The 26,307-nt window shown below is 57.4% G+C and carries 31 protein-coding genes and 1 pseudogene; 21 read left to right on the top strand and 11 right to left on the bottom strand.

All coding sequences use genetic code 11. The features are described 5' to 3' along the window. Window positions 1–58 precede the first annotated feature (58 nt). From ACN2TU_RS04415 to ACN2TU_RS04375, 9 genes are all read left to right on the top strand, one after another. On the top strand, window positions 59–331 hold the full coding sequence (locus ACN2TU_RS04415; RefSeq protein ID WP_435153290.1) for a hypothetical protein: 273 nt from the start codon (window positions 59–61) through the stop codon (window positions 329–331). A 140-nt stretch (window positions 332–471) separates the two neighbouring features. Further along, entirely contained in the window at window positions 472–2,514 is a 2,043-nt protein-coding gene (locus ACN2TU_RS04410) for an ABC transporter substrate-binding protein (protein ID WP_435153289.1), read from the top strand. 185 nt (window positions 2,515–2,699) lie between these two features. Then, window positions 2,700–3,689: an ABC transporter permease gene (locus tag ACN2TU_RS04405; RefSeq protein ID WP_435153287.1), complete on the top strand. Its 990-nt coding sequence runs from the start codon at window positions 2,700–2,702 to the stop codon at window positions 3,687–3,689. Further along, a complete protein-coding gene (locus ACN2TU_RS04400; RefSeq protein WP_435153285.1) occupies window positions 3,690–4,646 on the top strand; it encodes an ABC transporter permease in 957 nt (318 codons plus the stop codon). Between the two features lie 3 nt (window positions 4,647–4,649). Beyond that, the gene (locus tag ACN2TU_RS04395) at window positions 4,650–5,801 is read left to right on the top strand and encodes an ABC transporter ATP-binding protein (protein ID WP_435153284.1); all 1,152 of its coding nucleotides are present in this window, start codon (window positions 4,650–4,652) and stop codon (window positions 5,799–5,801) included. Beyond that, the gene (locus ACN2TU_RS04390) at window positions 5,771–7,135 is read left to right on the top strand and encodes an ABC transporter ATP-binding protein (RefSeq protein ID WP_435153282.1); all 1,365 of its coding nucleotides are present in this window, start codon (window positions 5,771–5,773) and stop codon (window positions 7,133–7,135) included. The genes ACN2TU_RS04395 and ACN2TU_RS04390 overlap by 31 nt, the downstream gene beginning before the upstream one ends. Before the next feature lie 93 nt (window positions 7,136–7,228). Next, window positions 7,229–7,723: a hypothetical protein gene (locus tag ACN2TU_RS04385; protein WP_435153281.1), complete on the top strand. Its 495-nt coding sequence runs from the start codon at window positions 7,229–7,231 to the stop codon at window positions 7,721–7,723. Beyond that, the gene (locus ACN2TU_RS04380; RefSeq protein ID WP_435153280.1) at window positions 7,720–8,178 is read left to right on the top strand and encodes a hypothetical protein; all 459 of its coding nucleotides are present in this window, start codon (window positions 7,720–7,722) and stop codon (window positions 8,176–8,178) included. The genes ACN2TU_RS04385 and ACN2TU_RS04380 overlap by 4 nt, the downstream gene beginning before the upstream one ends. A gap of 32 nt (window positions 8,179–8,210) precedes the next feature. Further along, window positions 8,211–8,468 (top strand): hypothetical protein, encoded by a 258-nt coding sequence (locus ACN2TU_RS04375; RefSeq protein WP_435153278.1) that lies wholly within the window; start codon window positions 8,211–8,213, stop codon window positions 8,466–8,468. Here ACN2TU_RS04375 and ACN2TU_RS04370 read toward each other — a convergent pair. From ACN2TU_RS04370 to hpt, 5 genes are all read right to left on the bottom strand, one after another. Next, entirely contained in the window at window positions 8,465–8,677 is a 213-nt protein-coding gene (locus ACN2TU_RS04370) for a hypothetical protein (RefSeq protein WP_435153277.1), read from the bottom strand. The two genes, ACN2TU_RS04375 and ACN2TU_RS04370, sit on opposite strands and share 4 nt — an antisense overlap. Before the next feature lie 6 nt (window positions 8,678–8,683). Continuing rightward, window positions 8,684–9,061, bottom strand: a complete 378-nt coding sequence (locus ACN2TU_RS04365; protein ID WP_435153275.1) for a hypothetical protein — start codon at window positions 9,059–9,061, stop codon at window positions 8,684–8,686. A gap of 153 nt (window positions 9,062–9,214) precedes the next feature. After that, window positions 9,215–9,466, bottom strand: coding sequence for a hypothetical protein (locus ACN2TU_RS04360; RefSeq protein WP_435153273.1), 252 nt, complete (start codon window positions 9,464–9,466; stop codon window positions 9,215–9,217). A gap of 45 nt (window positions 9,467–9,511) precedes the next feature. After that, entirely contained in the window at window positions 9,512–9,856 is a 345-nt protein-coding gene (locus ACN2TU_RS04355) for a hypothetical protein (protein WP_435153271.1), read from the bottom strand. Between the two features lies 1 nt (window position 9,857). Beyond that, the gene (hpt, locus tag ACN2TU_RS04350; protein ID WP_435153269.1) at window positions 9,858–10,424 is read right to left on the bottom strand and encodes a hypoxanthine/guanine phosphoribosyltransferase; all 567 of its coding nucleotides are present in this window, start codon (window positions 10,422–10,424) and stop codon (window positions 9,858–9,860) included. A gap of 535 nt (window positions 10,425–10,959) precedes the next feature. Here hpt and ACN2TU_RS04345 point away from each other — a divergent pair. From ACN2TU_RS04345 to ACN2TU_RS04335, 3 genes and pseudogenes are all read left to right on the top strand, one after another. Continuing rightward, a complete protein-coding gene (locus tag ACN2TU_RS04345) occupies window positions 10,960–11,898 on the top strand; it encodes a homing endonuclease associated repeat-containing protein (protein WP_435153267.1) in 939 nt (312 codons plus the stop codon). Window positions 11,899–11,913: 15 nt separating this feature from the next. Further along, window positions 11,914–12,036: pseudogene (locus tag ACN2TU_RS04340) on the top strand (homing endonuclease associated repeat-containing protein); the annotation flags it as partial. Between the two features lie 24 nt (window positions 12,037–12,060). After that, the gene (locus ACN2TU_RS04335; protein WP_435153658.1) at window positions 12,061–12,498 is read left to right on the top strand and encodes a homing endonuclease associated repeat-containing protein; all 438 of its coding nucleotides are present in this window, start codon (window positions 12,061–12,063) and stop codon (window positions 12,496–12,498) included. Window positions 12,499–12,518: 20 nt separating this feature from the next. On the opposite strand, the gene ACN2TU_RS04330 is transcribed toward ACN2TU_RS04335, so the two are convergent. Beyond that, the gene (locus ACN2TU_RS04330) at window positions 12,519–12,995 is read right to left on the bottom strand and encodes a type IV pilin domain-containing protein (protein ID WP_435153265.1); all 477 of its coding nucleotides are present in this window, start codon (window positions 12,993–12,995) and stop codon (window positions 12,519–12,521) included. Window positions 12,996–13,627: 632 nt separating this feature from the next. Between ACN2TU_RS04330 and mbhE the strand changes: the two genes are divergently transcribed. Genes mbhE through mnhG form a run of 7 tightly spaced genes read left to right on the top strand, consistent with a single transcriptional unit; the run spans window position 13,628 to window position 19,635 of the window. Continuing rightward, window positions 13,628–15,988 carry a hydrogen gas-evolving membrane-bound hydrogenase subunit E gene (mbhE, locus tag ACN2TU_RS04325; RefSeq protein WP_435153657.1) on the top strand — a complete coding sequence of 787 codons (2,361 nt, stop codon included), beginning with the start codon at window positions 13,628–13,630 and terminating at the stop codon, window positions 15,986–15,988. After that, on the top strand, window positions 15,985–16,449 hold the full coding sequence (locus ACN2TU_RS04320; RefSeq protein ID WP_435153264.1) for an MnhB domain-containing protein: 465 nt from the start codon (window positions 15,985–15,987) through the stop codon (window positions 16,447–16,449). Before mbhE ends, ACN2TU_RS04320 begins: the two co-directional genes overlap by 4 nt. Continuing rightward, window positions 16,446–16,805, top strand: a complete 360-nt coding sequence (locus tag ACN2TU_RS04315) for a sodium:proton antiporter (protein WP_435153262.1) — start codon at window positions 16,446–16,448, stop codon at window positions 16,803–16,805. The genes ACN2TU_RS04320 and ACN2TU_RS04315 overlap by 4 nt, the downstream gene beginning before the upstream one ends. Beyond that, window positions 16,802–18,370: a complex I subunit 5 family protein gene (locus tag ACN2TU_RS04310; protein WP_435153261.1), complete on the top strand. Its 1,569-nt coding sequence runs from the start codon at window positions 16,802–16,804 to the stop codon at window positions 18,368–18,370. Before ACN2TU_RS04315 ends, ACN2TU_RS04310 begins: the two co-directional genes overlap by 4 nt. Continuing rightward, window positions 18,367–19,014, top strand: coding sequence for a Na+/H+ antiporter subunit E (locus tag ACN2TU_RS04305; RefSeq protein ID WP_435153260.1), 648 nt, complete (start codon window positions 18,367–18,369; stop codon window positions 19,012–19,014). Before ACN2TU_RS04310 ends, ACN2TU_RS04305 begins: the two co-directional genes overlap by 4 nt. Beyond that, the gene (locus ACN2TU_RS04300) at window positions 19,004–19,297 is read left to right on the top strand and encodes an MrpF/PhaF family protein (protein ID WP_435153259.1); all 294 of its coding nucleotides are present in this window, start codon (window positions 19,004–19,006) and stop codon (window positions 19,295–19,297) included. The genes ACN2TU_RS04305 and ACN2TU_RS04300 overlap by 11 nt, the downstream gene beginning before the upstream one ends. Then, on the top strand, window positions 19,294–19,635 hold the full coding sequence (gene mnhG / locus ACN2TU_RS04295; protein ID WP_435153257.1) for a monovalent cation/H(+) antiporter subunit G: 342 nt from the start codon (window positions 19,294–19,296) through the stop codon (window positions 19,633–19,635). Before ACN2TU_RS04300 ends, mnhG begins: the two co-directional genes overlap by 4 nt. On the opposite strand, the gene ACN2TU_RS04290 is transcribed toward mnhG, so the two are convergent. The 3 genes from ACN2TU_RS04290 to ACN2TU_RS04280 form a co-directional block, all read right to left on the bottom strand. After that, window positions 19,632–20,657 (bottom strand): NAD(P)H-dependent flavin oxidoreductase, encoded by a 1,026-nt coding sequence (locus ACN2TU_RS04290; protein ID WP_435153256.1) that lies wholly within the window; start codon window positions 20,655–20,657, stop codon window positions 19,632–19,634. The genes mnhG and ACN2TU_RS04290 overlap by 4 nt on opposite strands. Before the next feature lie 62 nt (window positions 20,658–20,719). After that, window positions 20,720–21,889 carry a bifunctional phosphopantothenoylcysteine decarboxylase/phosphopantothenate--cysteine ligase CoaBC gene (gene coaBC, locus ACN2TU_RS04285; protein ID WP_435153254.1) on the bottom strand — a complete coding sequence of 390 codons (1,170 nt, stop codon included), beginning with the start codon at window positions 21,887–21,889 and terminating at the stop codon, window positions 20,720–20,722. A gap of 33 nt (window positions 21,890–21,922) precedes the next feature. Beyond that, window positions 21,923–23,845 carry an ABC transporter ATP-binding protein gene (locus ACN2TU_RS04280; RefSeq protein ID WP_435153253.1) on the bottom strand — a complete coding sequence of 641 codons (1,923 nt, stop codon included), beginning with the start codon at window positions 23,843–23,845 and terminating at the stop codon, window positions 21,923–21,925. A gap of 122 nt (window positions 23,846–23,967) precedes the next feature. On the opposite strand from ACN2TU_RS04280, the gene sugE reads away from it, so the two are divergent. Beyond that, a complete protein-coding gene (sugE, locus tag ACN2TU_RS04275) occupies window positions 23,968–24,294 on the top strand; it encodes a quaternary ammonium compound efflux SMR transporter SugE (RefSeq protein ID WP_435153656.1) in 327 nt (108 codons plus the stop codon). 252 nt (window positions 24,295–24,546) lie between these two features. On the opposite strand, the gene ACN2TU_RS04270 is transcribed toward sugE, so the two are convergent. Both ACN2TU_RS04270 and ACN2TU_RS04265 read right to left on the bottom strand, forming a co-directional pair. Then, window positions 24,547–25,284 (bottom strand): FAD-binding protein, encoded by a 738-nt coding sequence (locus ACN2TU_RS04270; protein WP_435153251.1) that lies wholly within the window; start codon window positions 25,282–25,284, stop codon window positions 24,547–24,549. Window positions 25,285–25,360: 76 nt separating this feature from the next. Beyond that, entirely contained in the window at window positions 25,361–25,630 is a 270-nt protein-coding gene (locus ACN2TU_RS04265) for a C2H2-type zinc finger protein (protein WP_435153249.1), read from the bottom strand. Window positions 25,631–25,745: 115 nt separating this feature from the next. Here ACN2TU_RS04265 and ACN2TU_RS04260 point away from each other — a divergent pair, with 115 nt between their 5' ends. Continuing rightward, window positions 25,746–26,276 (top strand): SRPBCC family protein, encoded by a 531-nt coding sequence (locus ACN2TU_RS04260; protein WP_435153247.1) that lies wholly within the window; start codon window positions 25,746–25,748, stop codon window positions 26,274–26,276. Window positions 26,277–26,307: the final 31 nt, after the last annotated feature.

Here is a 26,307-nt window from a genome sequence, read left to right as displayed (position 1 = left end):
AGTGAACTGTCAGCATAAAGCGCTCAATTTATACCGCTCACGTTCACAGTAGAATGAGATGGTAGGAACGCGCGGCGTGCTGGCAATACTGGCGGGGATTACGATGATCGTCGCCCTCGTCGCTCTGCGCTCCGGACGAAAACCATTGGGTCTCTGGTTGTTGACGGCCGGATTCTCTATTGCCACGCTCTGGTCGGGGCTGAGTATCGTCTGGACACGGGAAAACGCCGGCGCAGTCTCATCGGAGACTCACCTATTGCTTGGTTCGACGGCGATTGCGGCGGCGGTTTATTATGGAATGCTCGCCCGCGAAACTGATAGTAAACAATAATTATGAATCAATGTCGAACACTTTTCCCATTATAAAATTCTTAGACTAGTTTAGACACGCTCTCACCTTCTATGAAGCTTGGAAAACTAAAAGCTTCTGCTAACCAGTAGTTTTAAATACATCTTCTACAAGTCTTTGGTATGCCACGGCGACGCAACCGAAGTGGTACAGATGACACCCGAAGGAACTTCTTGAAGGCGAGTGGGGCTGGCGCTGTTGCTCTCTCCCTAGCTGGCTGTTCCGGTGAAAACAACGATGACGACTCCAACAATACCGGTACGAGTGGCGGCGACGGTACAACGCAACCGCCGAACACGGTCGATGTTAGCCCGGAAAACATCAAGCCAGGCGGGACGCTCCGCTACGGTCTTCCGGAGGCTCCGGACAGCCCGAACATCATGCTGTCCGGCAGTGTGTATTCGGCTGCTGCGCTCCTGCCGGTGTACGACTACGGTACTGCGCAAGACCCCGTCACGTTCGAGGTCAAACCTAGCGTTTTCACTGACTGGGAACTGAAAAACGCGGACAAGGAGAAACCATCCGTTTATTTCAACGCCCGTAAAAAGGGACTCGAGTGGAACGACGGTGAGAAGTTCAAGATGGAGGACATCCTGTTCTCCTACCAGTTCATGCTGGACAACGAGCCGGGCGAGTTCTCGGTTTGGAACGATTTCGAGAAAATCGAGGAAGCGAGCAACGACTGGGACTTCCACATCAAACTGTCCCGACAGGTCGGGACGTGGGACTCGACGGTTCTCGCCGGCGCACCGATCATTCCGAAACACAAGTGGGAAAGCGTCGATTACAAGAACTACGACCCGACGAAGGCGAACGAGGAAGGCCCCGTCGGTACCGGGCCGGGCAAATTGGTCAAATACAACCCGGACACCTCGATGCAGATCAAGTTCCGACGCGACTACATCGACAACACCTACGCGCTCAATCAGCTTCAGTGGAAGAAAGATCACAAGTCGCTCATCCACGGCGGTCCGTTCCTCGACGGCGTGAACTTCAAAGTCTACGGTGGACAGGGCCCGATGACCCAGGCATTCATGCAGGGTGAAGTGGACACCCACTACGGAAGCCTCGACGTTTCCAAGATTCCGAAGGCGAAAAAGCAGAACGGCCTCGGCCTCATCAAAGGCTTCGACAGCGGATTCTCCTACTACGGCTTCAACTGTCGCCGACAACCCCTCGACGACGTGACGTTCCGTCAGGCGATGGCGTTCATGTACGACGACCAGTACTGGGTCAAGAGTCTCAAAGGTGACTTCGTCATCAAGGGCGACTACGCACAGTCCCCCGGTTACAAAGGTGTCCGCCCCGAGACCGTCCACGGCGGAGAACTGCTGACCGCTCCGGAAACGGAAGCGTTCAACTTCCGTGGTGTGGACGGTAAGAAGAAACCTGACGTGAAGGCAGTTCGGAAGTTCCTGACCGACGGACAGGTCGTCAGCGGCAAAGGCACCTATGCTGGCCAGGAGTTCCCCGGTACGTTCTCCAAAGTCAAAGCCAGCCAGTCGGAAGCGAAGTACGACTACACGTTCGAAAACGTCAAAACGCAGTCGCTCAAGGAAGCGGGTACCGACAAGGAGATTCGTATCGACGGCCAGACCGTCCCCGATATGATGGACGGCAACGAGATCACCATCTTCATCGACCCACCGAGCGAGCAGCCCGACGAGGCGAAAGCCATCGAGCAGTGGGCGAAGAACCTCCGACAGGTCGGTATCCCGGTTCGTACCGAACCGATCGCGTTCAACACCATGACCGGTAAAGTGTACGAGACCGAAGAGTTCGACATCTACCCGATGGGCTGGGGCGGAACCAGCGCGTACGGGACGTCGCTCCACTCGTTCTTCCACTCCGAGAACGCGGGCGAGGATACCGAGAAGTTCGCCTACAACTCCACCGGCTACGGTGTCTCGGGTGGCAGCTCCGACAAACTGCTCACGGACGCGTACAGCGAAACGGATCCGAAAAAGCGCGCGAAGAAGTTCTCGAAGGCCATGGAGAAGATCTACCTCGACATGCCGTACATGCTTCGTGACTACTCGAAGTTCCGCTGGCCGATGAACACGGCCAAGTTCGACGGGATGGTCGAAAACATCGTCGACCCAGCTTACGCGAATTGGGACGCCGAGTACGGGAACATCTACCTCAAAGAGAACCTACAGAAGTAACGTCAGGGTCTGAGACCCTCGATGCTGGTTTTTTCAGCGATCAGGAGGGGGAACTGGCGGTTATATTTAGTGCTCAATTGAAACGAGAATCACCACATTGATAATGAATGTATGCCATGCATGGCATGGATACACAAGAGTAAGCGATATGGTAAACAGTATACCAAAATCAAGGATAAACAACAATGAGTAGGATTAGCACCCGCTATCTCGCGAAGCGACTCATCGTCTCCTATCTGACTCTGCTCGTGATAATGACGATCCTGTTCGTCCTCATTCGGAGCATGCCGGGGTCGTTCATATCGAGCATGATCACACCGGAGATGAAGCCGGCACAGATAGCGCGGCTTCAGGAGACGTGGGGACTCAACGAACCACTGTGGGAACAGTATCTGAATTTCATGATAAACTACCAGACGGGCGACTTCGGTCGCTCGCCGACCCATAAGGTGCCGGTCTGGGATCTGATTATCCGACGGTTCCCGCGTACCATCATCTTGTTCGGGGCAGGGTTCCTGGTTGCGTACACCGTCGGCCCGCTCGTCGGGATGTACATGGGTTGGTGGCGCGGTACCCGAAGGGACAAACTAACGTACATTAGCGGCCTGACGATGTACTCCATGCCCTCGTTCTGGATCGCATGGCTGTTCATCTGGGTGTTCGACTTCGAGCTGGGGCTGTTGAAAAGTGCGTTCATGGTCGACCAGTTCGGGATTGGAGACTGGACCCCGTGGTTGGCGATGACCAATATCCTCCATCACATCGCGTTACCGCTGTTTAGCATCGCGTTCGTCGGATGGGTCGGTGCCATGCTCGTCATGCGCCCGTCCATGAACAACGTCACCGGGGAGGATTACGTCTTCCTCGCTCGGGCCAAGGGCCTCAGTGAGCGTACCGTAATGATGAAACACGCGGCCCGTAACGCGCTGATTCCAGTCGCGACGCAGGCTATCGTTGGGCTGGCGTTCCTCGTGGACGGGAGCATCCTCATCGAAAGCGTGTTCAGTTGGCCGGGAATCGGGAAGCTGTTGGTGGGTGCAGTGCTTGGCCGCGATTATCCCGTTACGCAAGCGGCGTTCTTCATGCTTGCAGTCCTCATCATCTCGATGCGACTGTTCACGGACATCGCGTACACGTATCTCGACCCACGGATCAAGTTCGGGGGGAAATCATAAATGTCAACACAATCTGAAAACGCTTCCGCGACGAGTTCGCTCAAGGAACGATGGGAACCACGCATCGAACGCTTCCGCCGAGGATGGACCCGATACACGCAGCACAAGATGGGTGTTCTCGGTCTTCTTATCCTACTCATGTACATCCTCTGGGCGCTCTTTCCGTCGGTGTTCGCCCCGCACAACCTGGAGTGGCGTGCATTCGTCGGCAATGACCAGTACGCGTACATGACGTTACAACAGAAACAACAGCTACCGCACCCACCCGCGTTCGGTGACCCGTTCTTCGCGCCGCTGGGAACCAATCACCTCGGGTACGGTATCTTTACGCAACTCGTCTACTCGGCGAAGGACGCGCTATACATCGGCTTTGCGGCTGGTATTCTCTCCAGCCTCGTCGGCGTCCCGCTCGGACTCATCAGCGGGTTCTACGGCGACACCTGGATCGACGAGACCATCCAGCGCATCGTCGACATCATGTACGGGATGCCGTTCCTCCCGTTCCTCATCGTGCTCGTCGCGATTCGCGGTATCAACCAAACGAACATCATCCTCGGCATCGCGATAACGTCGTGGCTCAACAACTGCATCCTCATCCGCGGGGAGACGCTTTCGCTCAAGGAACGAGCGTACGTCGAGTCGGCACGAGTCGCCGGAGCGAGCGATACTCGAATCGTGTTCCGTCACATCTTGCCGAACGTGTTGCCGCTCGCGTTCGTGTTCCTTGCCCAGGACGCCGCGTCCGCGATTCTCGTTCAAGCATCGCTCGCATACCTGGGTCTCGCGGAGTTCACGAACATTTCGTGGGGAATCATGATCGAGACCATCAAAGCGAAAAACTACGTCTTCGACGCGTGGTGGTGGCTCCTTCCGCCAGGACTGGCGATTACGTCCATTGCCGCGGCGTTCTACTTCATCGGATTCTCGGTGGAGGACGTTGCTAACCCACAGGAGTAATACATGTCATTGTTAGAAGTAAACGATCTTTGTGTTCGGTATGACGCCGGGGACAAGCAGGTACACGCTGTCGATGGCGTCACGTTCGATGTTGACCACGGCGAAACGTACGGTCTCGTCGGTGAATCGGGGTGTGGAAAAACCACGTTGGCCAAATCGCTCATTCACCTGCTCGATTCGAACGGGTACGTCGAGAGTGGCGAAATCTGGTTCGACGGAACCCTTCCCGAGTGGGAGGACGAGAATGGAAATGCACGCCGGGAGATAATCGACGACGACCGATACCCGGTTCGTGCGGACGGAAAGACCGACCTCGCCAAACTGGACAACCAACAGATTCGAGATATTCGCTGGCGGGATATCGCGCTCGTTCCGCAGAGTGCGATGAACGCGCTCAATCCGGTGTACAAAGTCGGCGACCAAATCACCGAAGCGATCCTCCGTCACGAGCCGGAGACGACCAAAGCTGAAGCGGACGAACGTGCTCGCGACCTCATCGAGCGCGTCGGTATCGAACCGAATCGCGCGGACGACTACGCACACCAGTTCAGTGGTGGGATGAAACAGCGTGCCGTCATCGCCATGGCGATGGCGTGTAATCCGGACTTACTCATCGCGGACGAGCCGACGACGGCGCTCGACGTTATCATCCAAGACCGCATCTTAGAAGAGCTCGAAGCGCTCCAGGAGGAGTTCAACGTGGCAATTCTCGTCGTGAGTCACGACGTTAGTGTCATGGCTGAAATCTGTGATCAACTCGCAGTCATGTATGGCGGAAAAATGATGGAGAGCGGTCCGATGGGCGAGGTACTCGACCAGGCCGCAAACCCGTACACGCTTGGATTGAAAAACTCGTTCCCGACAGTCGAGGACGAACAGCAAGACCTCATCTCGATACCCGGGTCACCACCGACTCTGCTCGACCCGAGCGACGGTTGCCGGTTCGCCCCTCGGTGTCCGTTCGTCGTGGACGAGTGTCATTCGGCACATCCACCGGGATACGATGTCGAACAGGCAGCGGCAGGAAAACGAGTGGAAGCAGCTTCGCCCGATGTTCATCGGTCGGCTTGCTATCGTATTGACGAACTCGAAACAATGCGCACTGAAGCGCGCACGGAGGAAAAATGGCATCAGAACACAACGCAGACCCACTAGTAGAAATCGAGAACGTCTCGAAGTTGTTCGACATGTCGCAAGGTGTCGTCGACCGACTGCTCGGGAAGGAAGCACAACCAGTTCGTGCAGTTCAGAACGTCAACCTCACCATCAACCGGGGCGACATCATGGGCATCGCCGGTGAATCCGGCTGTGGAAAGACCACGCTCGGAAAACTGCTGGTAAAGCTGTATGACCCGACTGAGGGAACGATATCGTTCGACGGCAGAGACGTAACCGAACTCTCGCGCGAGGACGAGCGGGTGTTCCGCCAGCGTGTCCAGATGATCTTCCAAGATCCGTTCGAGAGTTTGAACCCGCGGATGACCGTGTTCCAGTCCGTCGAGGAGCCGCTGAAAATAAACGATATCGGCGAGGGATACCAAGACCGGAGGGAGCGAGTTATCCAGGTACTCAATGACGTTGGACTCTCACCCGCGGAAGCATACCTGAACGAGTTCCCGAAGGAACTCTCCGGTGGGGAACGACAGCGTGTCGCTATCGCGCGTGCGCTGGTTGTCAACCCGGATTTCGTCGTCTGTGACGAACCCGTCTCGATGCTCGACGTGTCGATTCGAGCAGGCGTGCTGAACCTGATGAAGGAACTCCAGGACGAGTATGGACTGACGTACCTGTTCATCAGCCACGACCTGTCCCTCATTCGCTACATGTGCGACCGAACGGCGATTATGTACCTCGGGGATATCATCGAACAAGGTCCGACGACCGACGTGGTGACGAACTCGAAACATCCCTACACGGAGGCATTGTTCGACGCGGTGCCGGAAATCGATCCCGGCGCGGAACGACACCGAGCGAACGTCACCGGTGAGGTTCCGGATCCACGGAATCCGCCGACGGGATGTCGCTTCCACCCGCGGTGTGCGAAAATCATTCCCCCGGACGACTGGACGGGAAGCCAGGAAGCGTTCAGACGAGCCTTCCAGTTCAAGCGCCGCGTACTGATCGGCGATATCGATGTCGAAGACGCCAACGAGACAGAGCAGCGAGTGATGGTCGACCGACTGCTCGAATCTGGCCTCGCGTTGGAATTACCGGAGGAGCACCGGCTCGACGCTGAGACGAAAGGACAGGTCGATGTGAGCGCACTCGATATGCCTCGACAGGCCGAAAACGCGCTTCGGTCTGCCGCACGCGACCTCATCGAGGGGAACATCGACGAGGTAAAAGAACAGCTCGACCGTGAGTTCCACACGGTTTGTGAGCAGAGTCATCCCGAACTTCGACAGACCGGGGAGCAGCAGGCCGCCTGCCACCTTTTCGAATCGTCTGCCTCGAACAGGGAAACGGTCGCACCCGACGCGTCCGACTGATTCTCCCCGACCGTCGATTGTCGACGGTTTGATTTCATCGATACTGAGGGAAACTCTTACGGTACTGATACACATACCCACAGTTATATATTAATGTCAAATACGAGTACACGCTCTGCGCTGTTGCCCGAACGTCCCCTCCTTGTCGGTGCAGTCCTCCTTACGGCCCTCGTTACCGCGTGGGTGTTCATTCCAACCATGCAGGGGCATGTCGCAATAATGAACTCCGGAAGCGTTGACGTAACGGCCACGGAGTACACTGTGGCTGACGATGGCGAGCATCTAGCCATCGCGCTACAAATTCACAATCCGACGGGACGAAAAATCGCCTTCTCGAGCGGTCAAATCCACGCGTACGATGGCGAGGTTCAGTTATCGGATGGAACCACGACTTCGCTCGACGGCGCTACCGTTCCAGCCGGCGAGACAGTCGAAGTCAACATCGAGATGGACTTGGACTCCAAGCGGGTGTCACAGACGAAACAAGCAGTCCAATCGGGGTCAATCACGGTCTCCGGGCGGCTCAAGGGTGAAATCGGTGACCAAGAAGTTAGAATTCCGGTCGAGATAGAAGGGAGCCAACAATGACGGAAACGAACACGAACGAATGGACGACCGATACTGTTCAAGGAAACCTGCGACGACGATACTGGCTTGCAATGCTCGCGAAGAGTCTCGTCACGGGCGTAATCGGGGGACTCGGAGCATTCGTATATACCAAATCCGAGCTGATGACCATGTCGGTAGACCCACAACTGGTGTTGGGTCTCACCGCACTTGCGGGAATCTATGCACACCTGCTCGCAAACGATTTGCACGAGAGCATTCGCGTCGGTATCCTCGGATTCTTCACCGGTGGAATCACGTTGGTCGGCGTCTGGGTCGCCCCGCTGTGGATTCTTCCCTACACGGCTGGCGCGCGTGACCTCCTGCTTCCGAAAGTGACCGGAACGGCGGTCACTGCTGCAATTATCGTCTACGCGGGGACGTTCCTCGGTGCGTACCTCACTGCGCTGACGGTTGACGCATACGTGTCAACGTAAGGGTTTTGTTTCGAGCGTCAGTAGACTGCACCGTGTCGAAAGACGTTCCCACGCGCGAACGCTCCATCCGAGAACGTGGCACCTTCGCAAACCACGGTGATGACCCCACGCTGGCGAGTTACCTCTCATCACTCTTTTTCCTGCTCTCGGTACCGTCGTTCATCCTGATCACGTACGCAGGATACTGGTACGACATGTACAGCTATGGGATGATAATTCCCGTCTTTGCAGGTCTCCTCGTCGGGTCGATTACGGTCGCGTTCACCCTCATGCACGTATTGACACGTTAGAACGTTCTATTTCGGAGCGTCATGTAGAACAGGACGCCCATCGCTGTGATGAGGAGTCCGAACTCCACCCGAGTAGCCGAGCGTTGACTGGAGAGGAAATACAACACGAGGCTCGAACCACTGAGCAGTACGGTGAGGCCGAACAGCAGTATCGTCACGTTCGTCTCATCAGTTAACCAGTAGAAGACCCGGTTTCCAAGGTCGTCCATGATATCTTAGAAGAGCATATCTTCAAATACGCACTCGACCGGTTCGAGAACGATCTGGAGGGCAAGGGTGTACGTCGTGAGCGCGAGTTTCGAATCGGCGGTGAACCCCATCGCTTCGTCGCGCCACTCCGCGACACTGGCAGCAAACCGAACGTGGGAATCGTGAATCGTCATAAGCCACTCGTTTGGCAGTTCATCGTGAGTGCCCTTATACGTCACCCGAAAAAGATATTTGAACGTTTCATCGGTTCGCCAACGGATATCCTCCCCGGCTTGTAGTTCGGGAAATTGCGGTGTCCCGAACAACTGCGTAAGACGGTAGTACGGAACACCGATGTTGTCGGTTTGTAGAGCGTCCGGATCGCCGCTAAGGTAGGCAACCACGTTTAGGTCGTCTCGCTCACGGACGTTATCTTCAACTAAAACCTCCCCGTCAGCCCTGCGTGTCTCGATTTCAGTTTAGGAAATCGGTTCGACAACGATGTCCTGTAGGTCGTCAAAATCCGGTGCGTCTGGATGGTTTCGAATGTCCATAAATTAGTACGCGAAGTAGTTGAAACCACGCCAACCGGCGTAGCCGGTAAGGACGAAAACGACTCCTCCAGCGATGACGATAAGCGATTCGGTGGTCGTCATCGTGCTTTTCATCTGTGGAATCAGTTCGAAATACAGCGATAGGCCGAACAGCAGATAGATATATCCAATGACGACACTGAGCAGTGCGACAACTATCGAAAGTAGTCCAACCGGACCGCGGAGCGATTTCGGGACACTATTCTTTAACGCCATGGTTTGTGCTAATGCGGCACAAGCATAAAAGTTCTGCAATGAGCGTTAGTTGTTTTCGTCGACTTCCCGCTCGCGCGCTTCGAGGTTTTCCATCGAATCGCTGGAGAGAGGGGACATGCGTTCGTCGAACTCCCCGTCCCCAGAGTCGTCGGATTTCGCCGCCGCTTCTCGTCCGGCGAAGTAGGCGGAGACGAATTTCTCGTGATTTTCTCGAAGGGTGTAACCCACCCAGATGAGCGCAATACCGGGAAGCACTCGAAGGACAAACGCCACCGACGTAACTCCGTACGTGCCCGTGACGACCGACCCATTGAGCGCGTCACCGACGAGGAGGGCACCCGTTACGAGCGTAAACGTCGAGACCATCGCCAGGAACTGACGGGAGAACATCTCAGCCGTCGCCGTGTTCGTCCTCAATGACGACTTCGCCGTCCTGAACGTCCACGTTGATGAGCGTCTTCACCTGATAGTCCGTATCGTCGAGTTCGTTCGCACCCACCTTTTTGATGACGGCACACACGTCCACGACGTCCGCACCGATGTATTCGAGCGCCTCGGTGACGGCTTTCATCGTCCCACCGGTGCTGAGCACGTCGTCCAGCAGGAGAACGCGGTCGCCCTCGTGGACGTTATTGATGTACATCTCGTTCTCCGAGTAGCCGGTCTGCTGGGAGAGTGCAACCTCACCCTCCAGGCCGTACTGGCGCTTGCGGATGACTACCAGCGGAATATCGGTCATCAGCGAGACGGCAGTCGAGATATGAATCCCCATCGCCGCGGGCGTGACGATTTTATCGACGTTTTCCAGATCCGCTTTGCGGATGATTTTGATAACGATTTCACGCAGCAGTGTCGGTTTGAGCATCGGAATCCCGTCGCTAATGGGATGAACAAAGTAGTGGTACCCGTCTTTCTCGATAATCGGAGCTTCGAGAAGCGACTGCTTCAACTGGTCCATGTTGGGGGTATTCAACCCAGCAGTAAAAGGTGCCGGTATTGTCGGCGAGGTAGGCACTCTCTGGCGTAACGTGGGCTTCGGAGCGGAAAGGTGGAAGAACGGCGGACGGAATCGAAACGGTGGCGAACGCCACGAGCAAGCAACGTCTTAAACGCGAGGAACCCTCATCGTTGTTACGGTGTACTGTGTTCGGTCATAGCAGTCACGTTTCGGTGCTGCCTCCCGACCGAACTCACTGGTACATCCGACCTTACCTCGCCACTTTCACTTTCACTGCGGATAAGGCTCATTTCTTTTACCATCCCGACCATCTGAGCAAATGCGGGTGGGAGAGACCCGCACCTCAGCAAATCGATTGCCAAAACCCTACTCAAACCCCAGCAAGGTTCGATTCGTTTCCAGCCCCCTTCCCGGGGGCAGCCCCTGAAATCATCGCTGATGGCTTTTTCGGTGAGTCGCGGTATTCGAGAGGTTCATTTTCCCCTCTTCGAGCGACAATTCAAATACGATAGTCGAAATAGTCACTAGTGACGATATGGCGAGCAAACTGTCCGCCGAACAGTTGATTTCGGATTTGCAAACGTTCGCGGAGAAATTGGGCGAGGTACCGAAACAGACTGCGATGAACGACCGAGGGCCACACTCCTCTACACTCTACTACAATCAGTTCGGGTCGTGGAACGATGCATTACGGGCCGCCGGATTCAGCACGAACCACGAAAACGGGATTTCAGAAGATGAGTTGGTTCTCGCTCTTCAGGAGTTAGCTGAGGAACTAGGTCGTCCGCCGAAGTTCGAGGAAATGAACGGGCATGGTGAGTATTCCGCTTTCCCGTACTTCCGGCAATTTGGTTCGTGGCCGGAAGCGAAGGAGGCGGCGGGACTTGATCCGAAAACGACGACGAGTCGAAGGATTTCGCGGGAGGAGTTGATTGATGCATTGTCTGAATTGGAACAGGAACTCGGGGAAACTCCTTCTCAAAAGGATATGTGTGAGCACGGTCAGTATTCACATAGGCCGTTCTATCGAGAGTTCGATTTATGGAATGAGGCACTCAAAGCTGCAGGGTTTGAAACAAATCATGAAAATGAGATTGCGAAAGAAAAGTTATTACAGGAAATGCAGAGGATGGTCGAAAAGTTCGGTCGCGCTCCAACAATGCAGGAAATGAGGGACGAAGGGCGATACTCGCCACGTCCCTACCTCCATGCTTTCGATTCATGGGTGGGGGCATGGAATGTTTCCGGACTCAAGTATCATGCAACACGACCCAATAATCAAATTGATTCAGGGGAATTGTTTGCAGCACTTCGAGAAATCGCTGACGAACTCGACAAGATTCCTTCGAAGATTGAAATGGAGCGATACGGTGCGTATTCCGCAGAACCCTTCAAACGTGAATTCGGGTCATGGAATGATGGATTGGAAGCTGCAGGATTCAGTCCCTCAATGGAACACGATATTTCCAAATAAAAACTCCTCAATGAATTACGCTCGTTAGCGGATGAGTTTGACCGTGCTCCAACGCAACCAGAAATGAACGAGTGCGGTCGGTATTATTCCACCACATACGAGACGAAGTTCGAATCGTGGAATACCGCGTTGGAAGAGGCAGGATTAGATGTGCAAAAGCACATGAACCTCTCCAAGGAGGAGTTGTTAGCTGATATCAAAAGACTTGCAGAGGAATTAGACCGACCACCAAAATGGTCGGAATATAGAGAGAAAGGTGAATTCTCCCACGAACCATTTATCAGTCGATATGGAACGTGGTCCCACTCACTTGTGGAAGCCGGGTTTGAGCCATTTCGACGAGGAACTGGTGAATCGGAACCCATCGATTACGGGCCGAACTGGGGAAGACAAAGAAAACGATTACTCGAACGTGATGGATTCGTCTGTCAAGACTGTGGATTATCGAATCGTGAGCACCTGAAAATGAACGAACAGAGTCTGCACGTTCACCATCTTACAAAACGTCATAGATTCGACAACTACGAGGAACCGAATCGGTTAGAGAATTTAGTAACGTTATGTCGGTCGTGTCACTACGAGTGGGAAAAATACAGTTAGAAGAAATCGAGTTAGTGGCGTTATGCCGTGATCTCAGTCCTGTAGATGACTTTTTGGCTATTCGTGTCTATAATTTTGACCTCGACCACATCACCTGTACTGAGAGCAGATAGCGTCCCTGATGCCGCACTGTTGGAATAATCGCTCCAAGCGTTAGAGGCAGGTAAATCGATTTTATCATTTGTGTCGTCAATTGTGAAGGTTGCACTTCCACCAACTGTTAAAGATGTACCCGTGCTTGCAGGAGCAATTTCTGTTTCTACTCCTGCAACACTAATTACTAACTTGGTACTGTCCGCGTGCAGTGCATCTCCACCATTGTGTTCAATCGTAATCGCTCCGTCGGTCGTTCCGTCATCCGCAGTAGCACTGACTCCAAGAGTTGCCTGAGGCCCTGACTCTCCAACCTGATTCCCAAGACCCATGACAAACGTCCCTATTACTTCGGCTAATATCACAGTAATGGCCATTATAAGAATTATACCGATGACTGCCAAAACAAACCTAATTTCTGAGTTTTTAACGTTGGATTTTTACTTGAGTGTCATATGTTGTGTTCTCCTGCGACGTGCATTATCACCGACAAGAATTGTAGGGATGCTAATTTTCTCGATAGATGCTTTCTAATGTCGAATTTAGCATGATTTCGTCCCCTGCTCAATTCTACTTTCTTCGAATGATGAGGGCGTTACAACAGGCTTTGATACTTATACCTAATAAAGATATAACTATATATATATATTCCTGTATCAGAATCGACAATTTATATAGAAATAATAAAATTTGAAATATAATTTCTGTGAAATTATTCGCTGTCATTAATCTCAAAAAATAGATACATATGTGTTGCCATTTCGGGCGTGAGAACTGGCTGGCCATCGCAGATCGACTGCGACCCGAATCGACCGCGGGTCGGGAACCGCTTTTCCGGTGGAATCGGCGACGCATCGAGACTATCGCACCGATTATTTTTATTTGGTCGTTTTTTAAGTGATTTACTGGACAGACATCCGGAAATTTTCGGTGCGGGAGTCGGAGGTATTGAGAAGCGTTAAGGTGAGTCCATCGCTCACATTCGAGTGTGCAATCACCATCTGACCCGGTAGCCGTGGTTGTGCTTGCGCTGGTGATGCTCCCCTTCGCGGCGGCGGCGCTGACGCCGCTGGTCTACCGCGTGTTGGGAGAGCGCACCGCCTACTACGCGTCGGCGGTGGCGCTCGCCTGCTTTGGGATGGTAGCAAGCCAGTACGGCACGCACGGCGCCGTTTCGTTCGAGTGGATACCCGCGCTCGAAGTCTCGCTCCGGTTCTACGTGGATGGGCTCGCGCTCCTCATCGGCTTTCTCGCCAGTGGGGTCGGCGTGCTCATCCTCGCGTACTCAGGCGCGTACATGCATGACGAACCGGGCAAGGCGAAGTACTACACCGCACTGCTGGCGTTCATGGGGTCGATGTTGGGGGTCGCGTTCGCGGCGGACCTCGTCTCCCTCTTCGTCTTCTGGGAACTGACGAGTCTGTCCTCGTTCATCCTCATCGGCCACTACACCGACCAGCGGTCGTCACAGTACGCAGCCCGAAAATCGATGATTATCACCGTCTCCGGCGGATTGTTCATGCTCATCGGCTTTCTGCTGTTGGCGAACACGGTGCCACAGCAACACGCCTTCGACCTCGCGTGGATGCTTGAACATCCCACGCAGGTACACGAAGGACTGGTGGACGCGGGCATGTTGCTTCCCGTCCTCGGCCTCGTCGCCATCGGCGCGGCGGCGAAATCCGCACAGGTGCCGCTCCACATCTGGCTGCCGAACGCGATGGAAGCGCCGACACCCGTCTCGGCGTTTCTCCACTCCGCGACGATGGTCAAAGCTGGCGTCTACCTCATCGGTCGATTCCGACCGCTTTTGCTCCCCGAAGTAACGGAAGGAGCACACGGGATTCCCGACTGGATGACGCTGTTCACGATACTCGGACTCGCAACGATGACCATCGCGGCCATCCTCGCCGTCGCGGCAACCGACATCAAGGAACTGTTGGCGTACTCGACAGCGAGCCACCTCGGCCTCATCGTCGCCGGATTCGGATTCGCGTCACATCTCGGGGCGGAGACCGGCGCGTTCCACATCCTCAACCACGCGATGTTCAAGGCTCCGCTGTTCCTCGTCGCCGGAATCATCGCCCACGAGGCCGGAACGCGGAAAATCAAACACCTCGGCGGGCTTCGTCACGACCTCCCGATTACCACCGCAATCACCGTGATTGCCGGATTGGGAATGGCCGGAGTTCCGCCGTTCAACGGATTTTACTCGAAGGAGTTCCTCTTCCACGCTGCGTACGAGGCCGCCCACGTTCACGGCGGCCTTACGTGGCTTTACCCGATTGTGGCCGTCTTCGGGAGCGTCTTCACGTTCCTCTACTCCATCAAGTTCGTGATGCTCTTCTTCGGCGAGAAGCCGAAAGGATTGGGACACGTCCATCGCCCACCTGCGATGATGCTGGTGCCGACGGCCATTCTCGGCACCGTCGCGGCGCTCATCGGACTCGGGGGCGTCGCCTCGACGCTCCACTTCGCGCCCGCGTCGCTCGACCATTTCGTCGCAGGGGTCATCGAGAGCGTCGTTCCGCCGGGTGCACACGGCGAAGGATTCCACTACGGCCTCCCGACGCATCTCAGCCCCGCCGCCATCATGAGTGCGACGACCATCGCAATCGGCGCGGCGGCCTACCCGTTCTACGACCGACTGCACGACGGCGTGAACCGCCTGCTCGCTATCAATCCGCTTCGTGCGAACTGGTGGTACGACAACACGGTGTATGGCCTGAACGACGTGAGCATCGCGATGGTGCCTCGCGTTCAAACCGGCCTGCTCCGAACCTACGCGACGTGGACGCTGGCAGCAGTTTCGGCCCTCGCACTCGGTGGTTACGTCGCCGCGGGGGTTTCACTGCCTTCGTTCGGTGGGTTGGCAATCACCTACCCGATGTTGCTCGTCCTGCTGGTCGCGGTCGTCGGTGCGGTAGCGGTGAGCATTGCCCCGTCGCACGTCGCAGGAGTGCTCACGCTCTCGATTCTCGGGTTCATGGTCGCCATTTTCTACATTTTGGCAAAAGCACCGGACCTCGCACTGACGCAACTCGTGGTCGAAACGCTCGTCCTCGTCATCTTCCTGCTCGTCTTGGACAGGCTTCCGACGTTCTACGGGGAGATGAGTCGCAGTCGAGCAGTCCGCGACGGCGTGCTGTCGCTCGCCGTCGGTGCAACCGTCTTCGTCACAGTGCTTCTCACGACGGCGGCGAATCCGAACTCGATTGCCACGTTCTTCACGGAGTACAAGAACACCGTGAAACTGGCAGGCGGTCACAACATCGTCAACGTCATTCTGGTGGACTACCGTGGCTTCGATACGATGGGTGAAATCTCGGTCGTCGCCATGGCTGCGCTGTCAGTGTTGACACTCATCGCCATGCGTGAACGAGGTGAGATACAATGACGACGGTCATCACGCGAACGATTACGCGCGCTGTGGTGCCGCTCATCTTCGTCACCGCGGTGGCGCTGATGTTGCAGGGCCACAACCTGCCCGGCGGGGGGTTCATCGCCGGCGTCCTGACAACTACCGCGTTCGCCCTCATCTACATCGTCTACGGGATGGACTTCCTCGAAGATGAACTGTTCCACAACGTCGTCCGCGGCCCGGTCGAGCATCTCCAACACGGCATCGTCGAGAACTACCGTGCGATGTTCGCAATCGGACTGCTCATCGCAGCGGGGTCGGGAATCGCGTCGATGGTAGCGAAGAAGAACTTCCTATACCAGACGTACACCATCTTGGAGGGCATTCCACTCTACCCGCATTTCGAGGTGGCGAGCGCGCTCGCGTTCGACACGGGGGTCTACCTCGTCGTCGTTGGCGCGCTCCTGACGATTCTCTCGGTGGTGGGTGCAGAATGAGCGAAACGGCCGCAGCACACCCCCAGTTCGTCCTCGCGGCGGTGCTGGGTCTGCTGTTCGCACTCGGCACGTTCCTCGTCCTGCGGCGGGACATCGTCCGCGTCGTTTGGGGAATCACCATCATCAGTCAGGCGACGAACGCCTACCTCGTCACGATGGGTGGCTTCGCGGGAAGCGTCCCCATCATCTCGGGGCACGGAGGTCACGGCAGCACAACCGACCCGCTCGTGCAGGCGCTCGTCCTGACAGCCATCGTCATCGGGTTCGGAACGACCGCGTTCGCGCTCGTACTGACGTATCGAGTCTACGAAGAACACGGAACTATCGACATGAACGAACTGGGTGAGTCCACATGAATCAGTTGGTCATCGCACCGTTGCTCGTCGCGCTCATGACGGCGATTTTGACGCTCGTCGTCCGGCGATTCCCGAACGTCCAGCGAGGTGTCAGCCTCCTCGGCGGCATCGCCTACGTCGTCTCAGTCGCTGCTCTCTGGACGGAGATCGACCCGCTCGGCGCGTCGAATGTCATCGCGTATCAGGTCGGGAACTGGAAAGCACCGTTCGGCATCACGCTGGTCGCCGACTCGCTTTCGATGTTCATGCTCGCGCTGTCGGCGGTCGTCTCGCTGGCCGCGCTCGCCTTCTCGGTGCAGTACGTGGACGAGTTCGGGCAGCGACTCTCCTACCACCCGCTGTATCACTTCATGCTGGTCGGCGTGACGGGAGCGTTCCTCACGGGCGACGTGTTCAACCTGTTCGTCTGGTTTGAGGTGATGCTCATGTCGAGTTACGTCCTCGTCGTTTTCTACAGCGGGCCACAGCACACCCGCGCGGCGCTCCAGTACGTCGTGCTCAACCTCATCGGAAGTGCGGTGATGCTCCTCGCAATCGGTGGCATCTACGCCACGACGGGAACGCTCAACATGGCGCAACTCGCGGAGCGACTCGCGACGGGTTCGGAGAACATAGCTCAACTTCCCGTTCTCGGGCTGTCAGCGTTGCTCTTCACCGTATTCGCGCTGAAGTCGGGCATCGCGCCCTTCCAGTTCTGGGTGCCCGCAGCCTACCGCGCCGCACCCGCACCCGTCTCCGCGATGCTCGCGGGCGTCGTGAAGAAGGTCGGGATTTACGCCATCATCCGCCTCTACTTCACCGTCTTCGCGGGGCTGACGATTCCCGGTGGACTCACGCTTCCCGGACTTTCGGGGAACTCCGCGCTCGCCTTTTTCGGACCGGTACTGTTCGTCATGGCCAGCGCGAGCATCCTGCTCGGCGGTATCGGTGCAGTCGGGCGAGACGATGTCGATGGCTTGCTCGCCTTTTCGAGCATCGGGCAGGTCGGATTCATTGTCCTCCCGCTGGCAATCGCGGCGACGGTGCCCGAAGTGCGAATCCTCGGGATTACGGCAGCCCTCATCTACTCGCTGAACCACGCGCTGGCGAAAGGACTGCTGTTTCTGGCCTCCGGGTCGGTGTTCTCGGCGGTCGGCACCGACCGATTCGCCGACCTTGGTGGATTGACACGAAAGACGCCCGTGCTGTCGGGTATCTTCTTCGTCGGCGCACTCTCGCTTATCGGCATTCCGCCGCTTTCGGGCTTCTTCGGGAAGTTCCTCGTCTTCCGAGTCGCGGGTGACGCCGGTGCCACGCTCGCGCTCGCCGTTGCTTTGGCGGGGGCGATTCTCACCATCGCGTACTTCTCCCGGGCGTGGAATCGCGCCTTCTGGGGGCCGGAAAGTTCGATGGTCGAACAGGGCGGTACGCCGACTGGAATCGTCGTCCTCGGCGCGTTGGCGGCGCTCGTTCTGCTGGTCGGCATCGGCTTCGACCCGGTGTATTTGGCCGCGGAATCCGCCGCACGGGCCGCGACGGAACCACAAACCTACATCAACGCGGTGCTAGGAGGTGCCGGTAAATGAAGAAATGGCCCGTCATCGGTGTCGTACTCGCTATCCTCTGGTTGTTCGTCAGAGGTGTCGTACTCGAACCGGTGGCCATCCTCGGCGAGTTCCTCATCGGACTCGCCTTCGGTCTGCTCATCGCGTTCACCTTCCGGAAGTTCTACACACCGGAGACGAACGTCGCACGGAGTCTCAAGGCCGCACCGTACGCGATTCTCTACGTCACAGTCTTCCTCAAGGAACTCGCGACGGCGAACATCGACGTGGCATACCGCGTGCTCGCGCCGAGCATGCCGATAGAACCCGGCGTCGTCGTCGTCCCGCTCCGTGTCAAAACGGACGGTGCGATTACGACGATTGCCAACAGCATCACGCTCACGCCGGGAACGTTGACTATGGATTACGACGACGAAACCAACGCGCTCTACGTTCACAGTATCGATGCCCGCAACCCCGACGCAATCGTGGAACCGATTCGGACGTGGGAGGACTACGCCCTCGTCATCTTCGACGAGGAGGGCAAACCCGGCGACCCGATTCCCGAGATTCCTCGGGAACAGCCGGAGGTGAGTTCGACGCAAAGCGAGAACAAACCACCACAAGAAGCGGAGCAACCGGACGGCGGCACACGACCCGAGGGAGGTGAGGGTCATGGCAACTGAGTCGAGCCTCATCGACCTCCATCTCGTCTATCTGGCGGGACTGATAATCGCCAGCGGACTCACCCTGCTCGCGGGCTACCGCGTCATCAAAGGACCGACAGTTCCGGATCGGGTCGTCGCACTGGACACCATTGGAACCAACGTCGTCGCAATCGCGGCGCTGTTCGCGCTGTATCGCGGCGAAGGACTGTTCGTGACGGTGAGCCTCGTCCTCGCCATCATCGGGTTCATCAGCACGATTGCGGTCTCGCAGTACGTCATCGAGGGGGACATTATCAAATGAGTACGATTCAACTGGTTCAGGAAGTCGTCATCGCACTGCTCGTCGTCGTCGGGAGTTTCTTCCTCGTGGTCGGGACGCTCGGCCTGCTGCGCCTCCCCGATGTGTACAACCGAATGCACGCCACCAGCAAGGCGACCACACTCGGGGCCGCTTCGCTGTTCCTCGCCCTGTTCGTCTCCCACGGTCCACAGGGGGCGGGACTCACCTCGTTGGTCGGCATCGTCTTCCTGTTCATCACCGCACCGACGGGAGCGCACATGATTTCGCGGTCGGCCCAGAAGATGGGCATCGAGTTCTTCGGCGACGCGGAGTGGCCGGAGGAAGACGGAGACGCTTAATCGACGCTCACCCGGTACCCGTCTACCCGTTCGAGTGCATCCATCGTTTCTTCGGACAGTGTCGCCACGAGTTCGTCCGCGGGTTGCACCGTCTGCGTCAAACCGACGCTCTGCCCTGCATAGAGTGGGAGGGCTTCGACATTCCCTTTCATGCCGGGTACTGCCAGCGAATCCTCGTATCGCCGGACGTCTTCTCCCGCCGCGGACTCCGCGACGATGTCTCCCTCTCCGGGGCGTTCGTCCGGTGGTCTGCCCGCGGCATCCCACTCCGCGACGGTCGAGTTTTCGATGACGCGGTGAGGAACGTCCGGCCACCCTTCGTCGAAGAGGGTAGAATAGATGGTTTCGGTCTCGCTCGCTTCGAGGACTCGACGACGGTAGCGTCGGTGTACGTGTGCTTCCTCCGTCGCGAGAAATCGCGTTCCGAGCCACGCGCCATCCGCGCCGAGGGAGAGCGCGGCCGCGATGCCCCGCCCGTCCGCGATACCGCCGGCGGCGATGACCGGTGTGTCGGAAACGGCGTCCGCGATGCGTGGTACCAACGGCATGGTCGCAACGTCGCTCTGAACGTGTCCGCCCGCCTCCCTCCCCTGTGCGACGACGATATCTACGCCGCTTTCCACCGCATCTTTGGCCTCTGTTGCACTCCCGACGGACTGCAGGACGATTCTCCCTTCGGCGTGAATACGGTCTACGAACGGTGCGGCCTCGCCGAACGAGAAGGAAAACACCTCGATGCCTTCGTCGAGACAACTATCGATGTGAGTGGTCGTCGGAATCCCCTTCGCGTTCGAATCCACGACGATGTTGACTCCGAACACGCCATCGGTTCGGTTCGCGGTTTCGACGAGCAGTTTCCGCGTCGTCGCTTCGTCTCGCCACGTCAATGCGAGCATGCCGAGCGCACCAGCATCGGCGACAGCGGCGGCGAGCGACGGACACGTCGCGCTCCCGACCGGTGCCTGAACGATAGGAACGTCGATGTCGAGAACGTCCGTAAGCGGTGTCGATAATCCGGACATTGGAATTCGAGTGCAACCACGGGCGAACGCGCTATTACTCTGGTGACGTGGTGTCGTGGCCATTACGAATCGTCCGCAAGTTCCTCGGCGAGTTCGGTAGCGACCTGCAATCCGAGTTCCGTCTTGCTCCCGCTGTACGTTCGAACGCTGTTCTCGCGGACGAACAGCGTTCTCGTCTCGTCTTCTCCCATCACGCTCGCGTCGTTTGCGACGACGAACGAGCACTCCGCACGCGAGAGCGTTTCGCGGGCTGCGGTCACCATCGCCGAGTCGTCTCCGCTCGTCTCGGCTTTGAAGCCGACGATTGGGAGGTCGGGATAGTCCGCCCGAACCGTGTCGATGAGCTTTCGCGTCGGTTGCAGGTCGAGCGAGAGGTCTCGTCCGGACCGAATCTTTTCTTCTTCGGTGTCTGCCGTGTAGTCGCTGATTGCGGCCACGGAAATCAGCGCATCCGCCGGGAACGCAGTCACGAGGTCGGTCACGGCGTTCGTCATTTCCTCGGCGGTTTCCACCTGCACGCCGGTCGCGTAGGGAACGTCCGGGGCGTCGTGGACGAGTGCGACGTTTGCACCCGCGATGTAGCAGGCGCGGGCGACTGCTCTGCCCGTCTTGCCCGAGGCGCGACTGGTCAGCACTCGCACGGGGTCGATGGGTTCGCTGGTCGCACCGCTAGTGACGACGACGCCCTTTCCGGCAAGTGGTTGGTTTCCGGTCGCTCGTGCCACATCGAGCGCGATCATGTCCTCGGTGGCGATTTTCGCCTTCCCCTCTTCGATTCGCGGTTCGACGAAATCGACTCCCCACGATTCGACGCGCTCGATTGCATCGAGGACGCCGGGGTGGTCGTACATCGGTTCATGCATCGCTGGTGCGACGACGACCGGAACGTCGGCACCGAGGGCTGTCGTCGCACAGGTCGTCACCGGCGTGTCGTCCACCGCACCGGCGATTTTGCCGACCGTGTTCGCGGTCGCTGGTGCGATGAGAAGCACGTCGGCCCACTCGCCACGACCACAGAGTTCGACGTGCTCGACTTTCCCCGTGATTTCGGTGACGACCGGGTTCTCGGTCGCGAACTCGACGGCCCACGGATGGATGATTCCCTGCGCACTCTTCGACATTACTGCCCGGACGTTCGCGCCCCGCCTGCGCAGTTCATGTGCCAACTCGACTACTTTCACCGCCGCGATGCTCCCCGTCACCCCCAACGCCACGTTCACTCCGCTAAGCATTACCCGCTACTGGGTGCGGTATCCCGTAAAAGGTCACGGGTTCGACCCGTAGGTTGGCTGACTCGCGCTCGCCCGTCGGGATGCTTCCTCCACGAACTCCTCTGAAAGCGCGTCGATTTCGCCCGCTTGCACCCGCCAGAGATCCGCGTACAACCCGTCGTTGTCGAGCAGCTCCTCGTGGGTTCCGCGTTCGACGATTTTTCCGTCCTCGATGGAGAGGATGGTGTCCGCGCCTTTCACGGTCGAGAGGCGATGGGCGATAATGAACGTCGTTCGATCCTCGGTGAGGCGGTCGAGGCTGCGCTGGATAAGCATCTCCGTTTCGGTGTCCACCGCGCTCGTCGCTTCATCCAGCACGAGCAGTTCGGGGTCGGCCAGAATCGTTCGTGCAATCGAGATTCGTTGGCGCTGCCCGCCGGAGAGTTTCACGCCCCGTTCGCCGACTCGGGTGTCGTAGCCTTCGGGCAGGTTGGTGACGAACTTGTGGGCTTCCGCGGCTTTCGCGGCGGCGACGATTTCCCCCTCGCTCGCATCGAACGACCCATATTTGATGTTCTCTTTCACCGTTCCGTCGAACAGGAACGTATCCTGTCCGACGTAGCCGATATGTTCGCGGAGGCTTTCGACGGTCAGGTCGCGCACGTCGGTTCCATCCACGCGAATTTCGCCGCCCGTCACGTCGTACAGCCGCGGCAGGAGTTTGCAGATCGTAGACTTTCCGGCACCAGTCGGGCCGACGAGACCAACCGTTTCGCCGGGGTCGGCGGTGAAGGTCACGTCATCCAGCACCTGCTCGCCGTCGTCGTAGGCGAAATTCACGTGGTCGTACTCTACTCTGCCTCCGACGGAATCGAGTGCGGTTGCGTCCGGACTGTCGGTGATGCTGGGCGGAATCGACATGAGGCCGAAGATGCGTCGGGTCGAAGCTTTCGCGTCCTCGTATCTGTCCACAACTTCGCTCATCTGCGTGAGCGGTTCGACCATTCGCTGGGTGAGGAGGAGGAAGATGACCAAATCCCCTGCAGAGAGGTCACCGGTGAACCAGAGCGGTGCTGGTTCGGTCAGAAGCCAGAAACCACCCGCGACGAAGGTGGCGATGAACGCGATTGAGGTGAGCAGTTGCAATCCGGGGCGGTAGATGAAGTTCATCCGGAGCGCCTTCCAGTCGCGTCGGAAATACTCATACGAGGCCTCTCGGACGCGCTCGTCTTCGTAGGATTCGGTTCCGGCGGTTTTGATGACTTCGACTCCGGCGAGGTTGTTCTCCAGTCGAGTGTTCAAATCACCGACCGACGACCGAATGTCGGCGTAAAACGCTTCGACTCGTCGCATGAACCACCACGTGAATATCGCCGAAACCGGAACGACGGCGAGCGTGACGACTGCCAAATCGGGATTACGCCAGAACAGAATCCCACTGATTCCGATGATGAGGACGAGGAGTTGAATCGCACTCCCCATCATGTTGTCGAGGAACAGTTCGAGGCGATTCGTATCGTTGTTCAGGATGCTCATGAGTTCGCCCGTCTTGTGGTCGTCGAAGAACTCCATGTCGAGTCTCTGCATCCACTGGTAGGTCGCCGTCCGAACCTCGTGTTTCACGCGATGGGAGAATAGATTCAGTGTCGATGAGCGCGCGAAGTTGCTGATTGCCGTAAGCACCATCGAGACGGCCATGATTTCCGCGGAGAACCAGAACTGCCCCATCGTCGTCTCCGGAATCCACGTCGCAGGAACGAGGGGAAGTTCGTAGCCCCGATTGTTATTGAACACCGAATCCAGCGCGACACCGAGGATGACTGGCGGGACGAGCGCGAGAAATCTGGCGCACATACTCGTCAGAACACCGATGATGAACCAATGCAGATGGTCATCCCCATATTCGGTAAAGAGTCGATACATCGGTCGTTCGACTGACTTCCCCAACTCGTCCGGGTCTACCTCGTCATCACTCATTTCTAACCCTATTCATTTCGTAGACGGTTCAGAAGGATTTGATAAAGAGACTTGGTTTTCGGCAGGGTGGGAAGCAAGGAAGTGAAAGCGGAACCCATTCCGTTTGTCGCTTCCAAAGCGAACTGAGGTCGTGGAAAATTCTGATTATTGCTGGTGTGTTCGAAGTCGCATGGGCCATCGGATTGGAATATTCGGATGGTCTCTCGAAGTTCTGGCCCTCTGTCGCCACCGTCATTGCACTCATTGTCAGCATGGTTTTGCTGGCTGAGGCCCTCAAAACGCTCCCCGTTGGAACAGCCTACGCAGTTTGGACGGGCATCGGCGCGGTCGGAACCGCAACCCTCGGCATTGCCCTGTTCGATGAACCCGCCAACCTACTCCGGATCGTCTTCATCGGCGTTATCGTTGTCGGAATCGTCGGTCTCCACATTTCGTCCGGTGGGCACTAATTCGAGCGAAGGATCGGTGACGGAATCGAACTACACCATCTCGGAGCGCGTTGGCATGGCGGCGAGGACAGCGCGGTTTCGGAGAAACCGCGAATGCGGTGCGGAGGCGGTTTTCATTGGAGCGGAAGATAAATAGTTACCGCTCACTCGCGTTATCGACTCCGTTCAGTTGTCTCTCCCGCGTTTCTCGCACGCGTCGAAACGAAATGTGTGATATTATGAAAGAGAACGTTCCTTGCCAACCCAGCCTCCTCACTCCATCTCTTCGAAAAAACTCGGATGCGGGACGGGAGTCTCGTCCTCCCACTCCTCGACATATTTCCGAAGTCGGTCGTGCGCTAGACGCGCGCGACGCTGGCGTTCGTCCTCCGATATCTCCTCACAGCCGACCGGTACCTCGCGGTCGCGGTTGGTGAAGTAGCCCTCCGGGGCGACCCAATCGTGGTAGAACTCGGGGGCGGCGTCGTGAACCACAGTAATCCCGACTTGCGACCCGTGGCCCGCGGAAACGATAGCTTGGTGATACTGCTCGGCGAGTCGCCCCGCGGCGTAGAGTCCCTCGACGCCGGTTTGCCCCGTCTCGTCCACGGACACGTACTGCTTGCTCCCAGACTCCTCGAAATCGAGGTCGAGGCCGTCGAGGTACGAGGAGTCGAACCACGATGCCGCGATAACTCGCTCGGCGTGAACGGTTTCATCGGGGGTTTCGACCGCGAATCCGTCGCCGTCATCGGCGTGGCTCACGTCCGAGACTTTGGCGTCGAGTCGGGCACATCCGGCGCGTTCGGCCTGCTCTTCGAGCATGAGACAGAACAGACGCGAATCGATTCCGGCCGGAAAGCCAGGGAAGTTTTCGAGAATCGCGTTTCGGTGGAGGATGGAAACCCCGTCGTTGACGACCAACGTGTCGAGGTCTGCGCGGGCGGTGAAGACGCCAGCGGAGAGACCCGCGACGCCGCCACCGACGATTACGACGTCGTAGCGTGTCATGGTCGAGGATTGCTCGTCGGCTGTATAAACTGCTGGTATTGGCGGCCGTTCGAGAGAAAGAACTGTTGTCGGTAATTTACGAATCTTCTTCGTCGGGACGAACGTCGGCATCGCTCTCGGATGGACCGGCGGCCTCGGACGGTTCCGCCGCCGAGGGCGAGTCGTTCGTCTCCTCGGTGATGGAACCAGTCGAACCGCTTGCGTCCGACCCTGCCGCTGCGGCGTCTTCGCTCTCCTCGTTCGGCGCGACCTCGTGAGCCTTCTCCATGTGTTCGTTCAACTGCTCGCGTCGCTCGAACGTTTCGTCGCACTGTTCGCACGTGAACTCCTCGTTTGGTTTCGCCATGCGACTCGGTTTTCGCGCCAGCGTTGAAAGGATTCTACTGGCGTATGCAACCTCCGCACCTGCACCCACACCCTTCGCCGGAATGTTTACTTTCAGCCACGCAAAACCGAAAGGCGTGGATTCAGTCGAACTCAGCACCGTCGTCTACGTGCCGCCGGAGGAGGCCTACGAGTTCCTCATCGACTTTCCGAATTACGCGAACTATTCGAAGCACCTCACGGGCGTCACACACGAGGGCGATGGTGGGCCGGGAACGGAGTACGACATTCACCTGCAATGGTGGAAGATTCAGTACACGGTTCGCTCCGAAGTGGTCGAACTCGACCGCCCGAATCGCATCGACTGGAAGATTATCAAGGATATCAACGCCCACGGCCACTGGCGTGTCGAGGAGGTACCCGAGGAAGCACCGGAGGGGGGAGAAACCGCCTCGCGGGTGTGGCTCTCCATTCAGTTCGATGCGGACTCGGCGGACTCCGGCATGCTAGACTTGCCGATGTTCGTCTCGCTTGGCTGGGTCGTGAACAAGGTGAAACCGCTCGTCCTTCGGGAAGCAGAGACCGTGGTGGAACGAATCGTCGCGGATCTGGAAGGCGAACCGCGCGACGTGAACCTCGTCATTCACGACAAACCAGATTCCGTCTGAGTATTGAGTTTCGTCTCGTTCGACCTGCATC

This window comes from Haladaptatus marinus (genome assembly GCF_051194195.1).
This window is presented reverse-complemented; position numbering and strand designations above follow the sequence as displayed.

Excerpts from the sequence above, each read along its gene's own strand:
- ACN2TU_RS04360 (WP_435153273.1), bottom strand. The coding sequence starts at position 9,466 with ATGGCGTTAAAGAATAGTGTCCCGAAATCGCTCCGCGGTCCGGTTGGA.
- ACN2TU_RS04335 (WP_435153658.1), top strand. The coding sequence starts at position 12,061 with ATGAACCTCTCCAAGGAGGAGTTGTTAGCTGATATCAAAAGACTTGCA.
- ACN2TU_RS04410 (WP_435153289.1), top strand. The coding sequence starts at position 472 with ATGCCACGGCGACGCAACCGAAGTGGTACAGATGACACCCGAAGGAAC.
- ACN2TU_RS04395 (WP_435153284.1), top strand. The coding sequence starts at position 4,650 with ATGTCATTGTTAGAAGTAAACGATCTTTGTGTTCGGTATGACGCCGGG.
- ACN2TU_RS04270 (WP_435153251.1), bottom strand. The coding sequence starts at position 25,284 with ATGACACGCTACGACGTCGTAATCGTCGGTGGCGGCGTCGCGGGTCTC.
- mbhE (WP_435153657.1), top strand. The coding sequence starts at position 13,628 with ATGCTCCCCTTCGCGGCGGCGGCGCTGACGCCGCTGGTCTACCGCGTG.
- coaBC (WP_435153254.1), bottom strand. The coding sequence starts at position 21,889 with ATGCTTAGCGGAGTGAACGTGGCGTTGGGGGTGACGGGGAGCATCGCG.
- ACN2TU_RS04380 (WP_435153280.1), top strand. The coding sequence starts at position 7,720 with ATGACGGAAACGAACACGAACGAATGGACGACCGATACTGTTCAAGGA.
- ACN2TU_RS04320 (WP_435153264.1), top strand. The coding sequence starts at position 15,985 with ATGACGACGGTCATCACGCGAACGATTACGCGCGCTGTGGTGCCGCTC.
- ACN2TU_RS04385 (WP_435153281.1), top strand. The coding sequence starts at position 7,229 with ATGTCAAATACGAGTACACGCTCTGCGCTGTTGCCCGAACGTCCCCTC.
- ACN2TU_RS04290 (WP_435153256.1), bottom strand. The coding sequence starts at position 20,657 with ATGTCCGGATTATCGACACCGCTTACGGACGTTCTCGACATCGACGTT.
- hpt (WP_435153269.1), bottom strand. The coding sequence starts at position 10,424 with ATGGACCAGTTGAAGCAGTCGCTTCTCGAAGCTCCGATTATCGAGAAA.
- mnhG (WP_435153257.1), top strand. The coding sequence starts at position 19,294 with ATGAGTACGATTCAACTGGTTCAGGAAGTCGTCATCGCACTGCTCGTC.
- ACN2TU_RS04265 (WP_435153249.1), bottom strand. The coding sequence starts at position 25,630 with ATGGCGAAACCAAACGAGGAGTTCACGTGCGAACAGTGCGACGAAACG.
- ACN2TU_RS04315 (WP_435153262.1), top strand. The coding sequence starts at position 16,446 with ATGAGCGAAACGGCCGCAGCACACCCCCAGTTCGTCCTCGCGGCGGTG.
- ACN2TU_RS04400 (WP_435153285.1), top strand. The coding sequence starts at position 3,690 with ATGTCAACACAATCTGAAAACGCTTCCGCGACGAGTTCGCTCAAGGAA.
- ACN2TU_RS04405 (WP_435153287.1), top strand. The coding sequence starts at position 2,700 with ATGAGTAGGATTAGCACCCGCTATCTCGCGAAGCGACTCATCGTCTCC.
- ACN2TU_RS04310 (WP_435153261.1), top strand. The coding sequence starts at position 16,802 with ATGAATCAGTTGGTCATCGCACCGTTGCTCGTCGCGCTCATGACGGCG.
- ACN2TU_RS04370 (WP_435153277.1), bottom strand. The coding sequence starts at position 8,677 with ATGGACGACCTTGGAAACCGGGTCTTCTACTGGTTAACTGATGAGACG.
- ACN2TU_RS04300 (WP_435153259.1), top strand. The coding sequence starts at position 19,004 with ATGGCAACTGAGTCGAGCCTCATCGACCTCCATCTCGTCTATCTGGCG.
- ACN2TU_RS04390 (WP_435153282.1), top strand. The coding sequence starts at position 5,771 with ATGGCATCAGAACACAACGCAGACCCACTAGTAGAAATCGAGAACGTC.
- ACN2TU_RS04345 (WP_435153267.1), top strand. The coding sequence starts at position 10,960 with ATGGCGAGCAAACTGTCCGCCGAACAGTTGATTTCGGATTTGCAAACG.
- ACN2TU_RS04415 (WP_435153290.1), top strand. The coding sequence starts at position 59 with ATGGTAGGAACGCGCGGCGTGCTGGCAATACTGGCGGGGATTACGATG.
- ACN2TU_RS04305 (WP_435153260.1), top strand. The coding sequence starts at position 18,367 with ATGAAGAAATGGCCCGTCATCGGTGTCGTACTCGCTATCCTCTGGTTG.
- ACN2TU_RS04355 (WP_435153271.1), bottom strand. The coding sequence starts at position 9,856 with ATGTTCTCCCGTCAGTTCCTGGCGATGGTCTCGACGTTTACGCTCGTA.
- ACN2TU_RS04280 (WP_435153253.1), bottom strand. The coding sequence starts at position 23,845 with ATGAGTGATGACGAGGTAGACCCGGACGAGTTGGGGAAGTCAGTCGAA.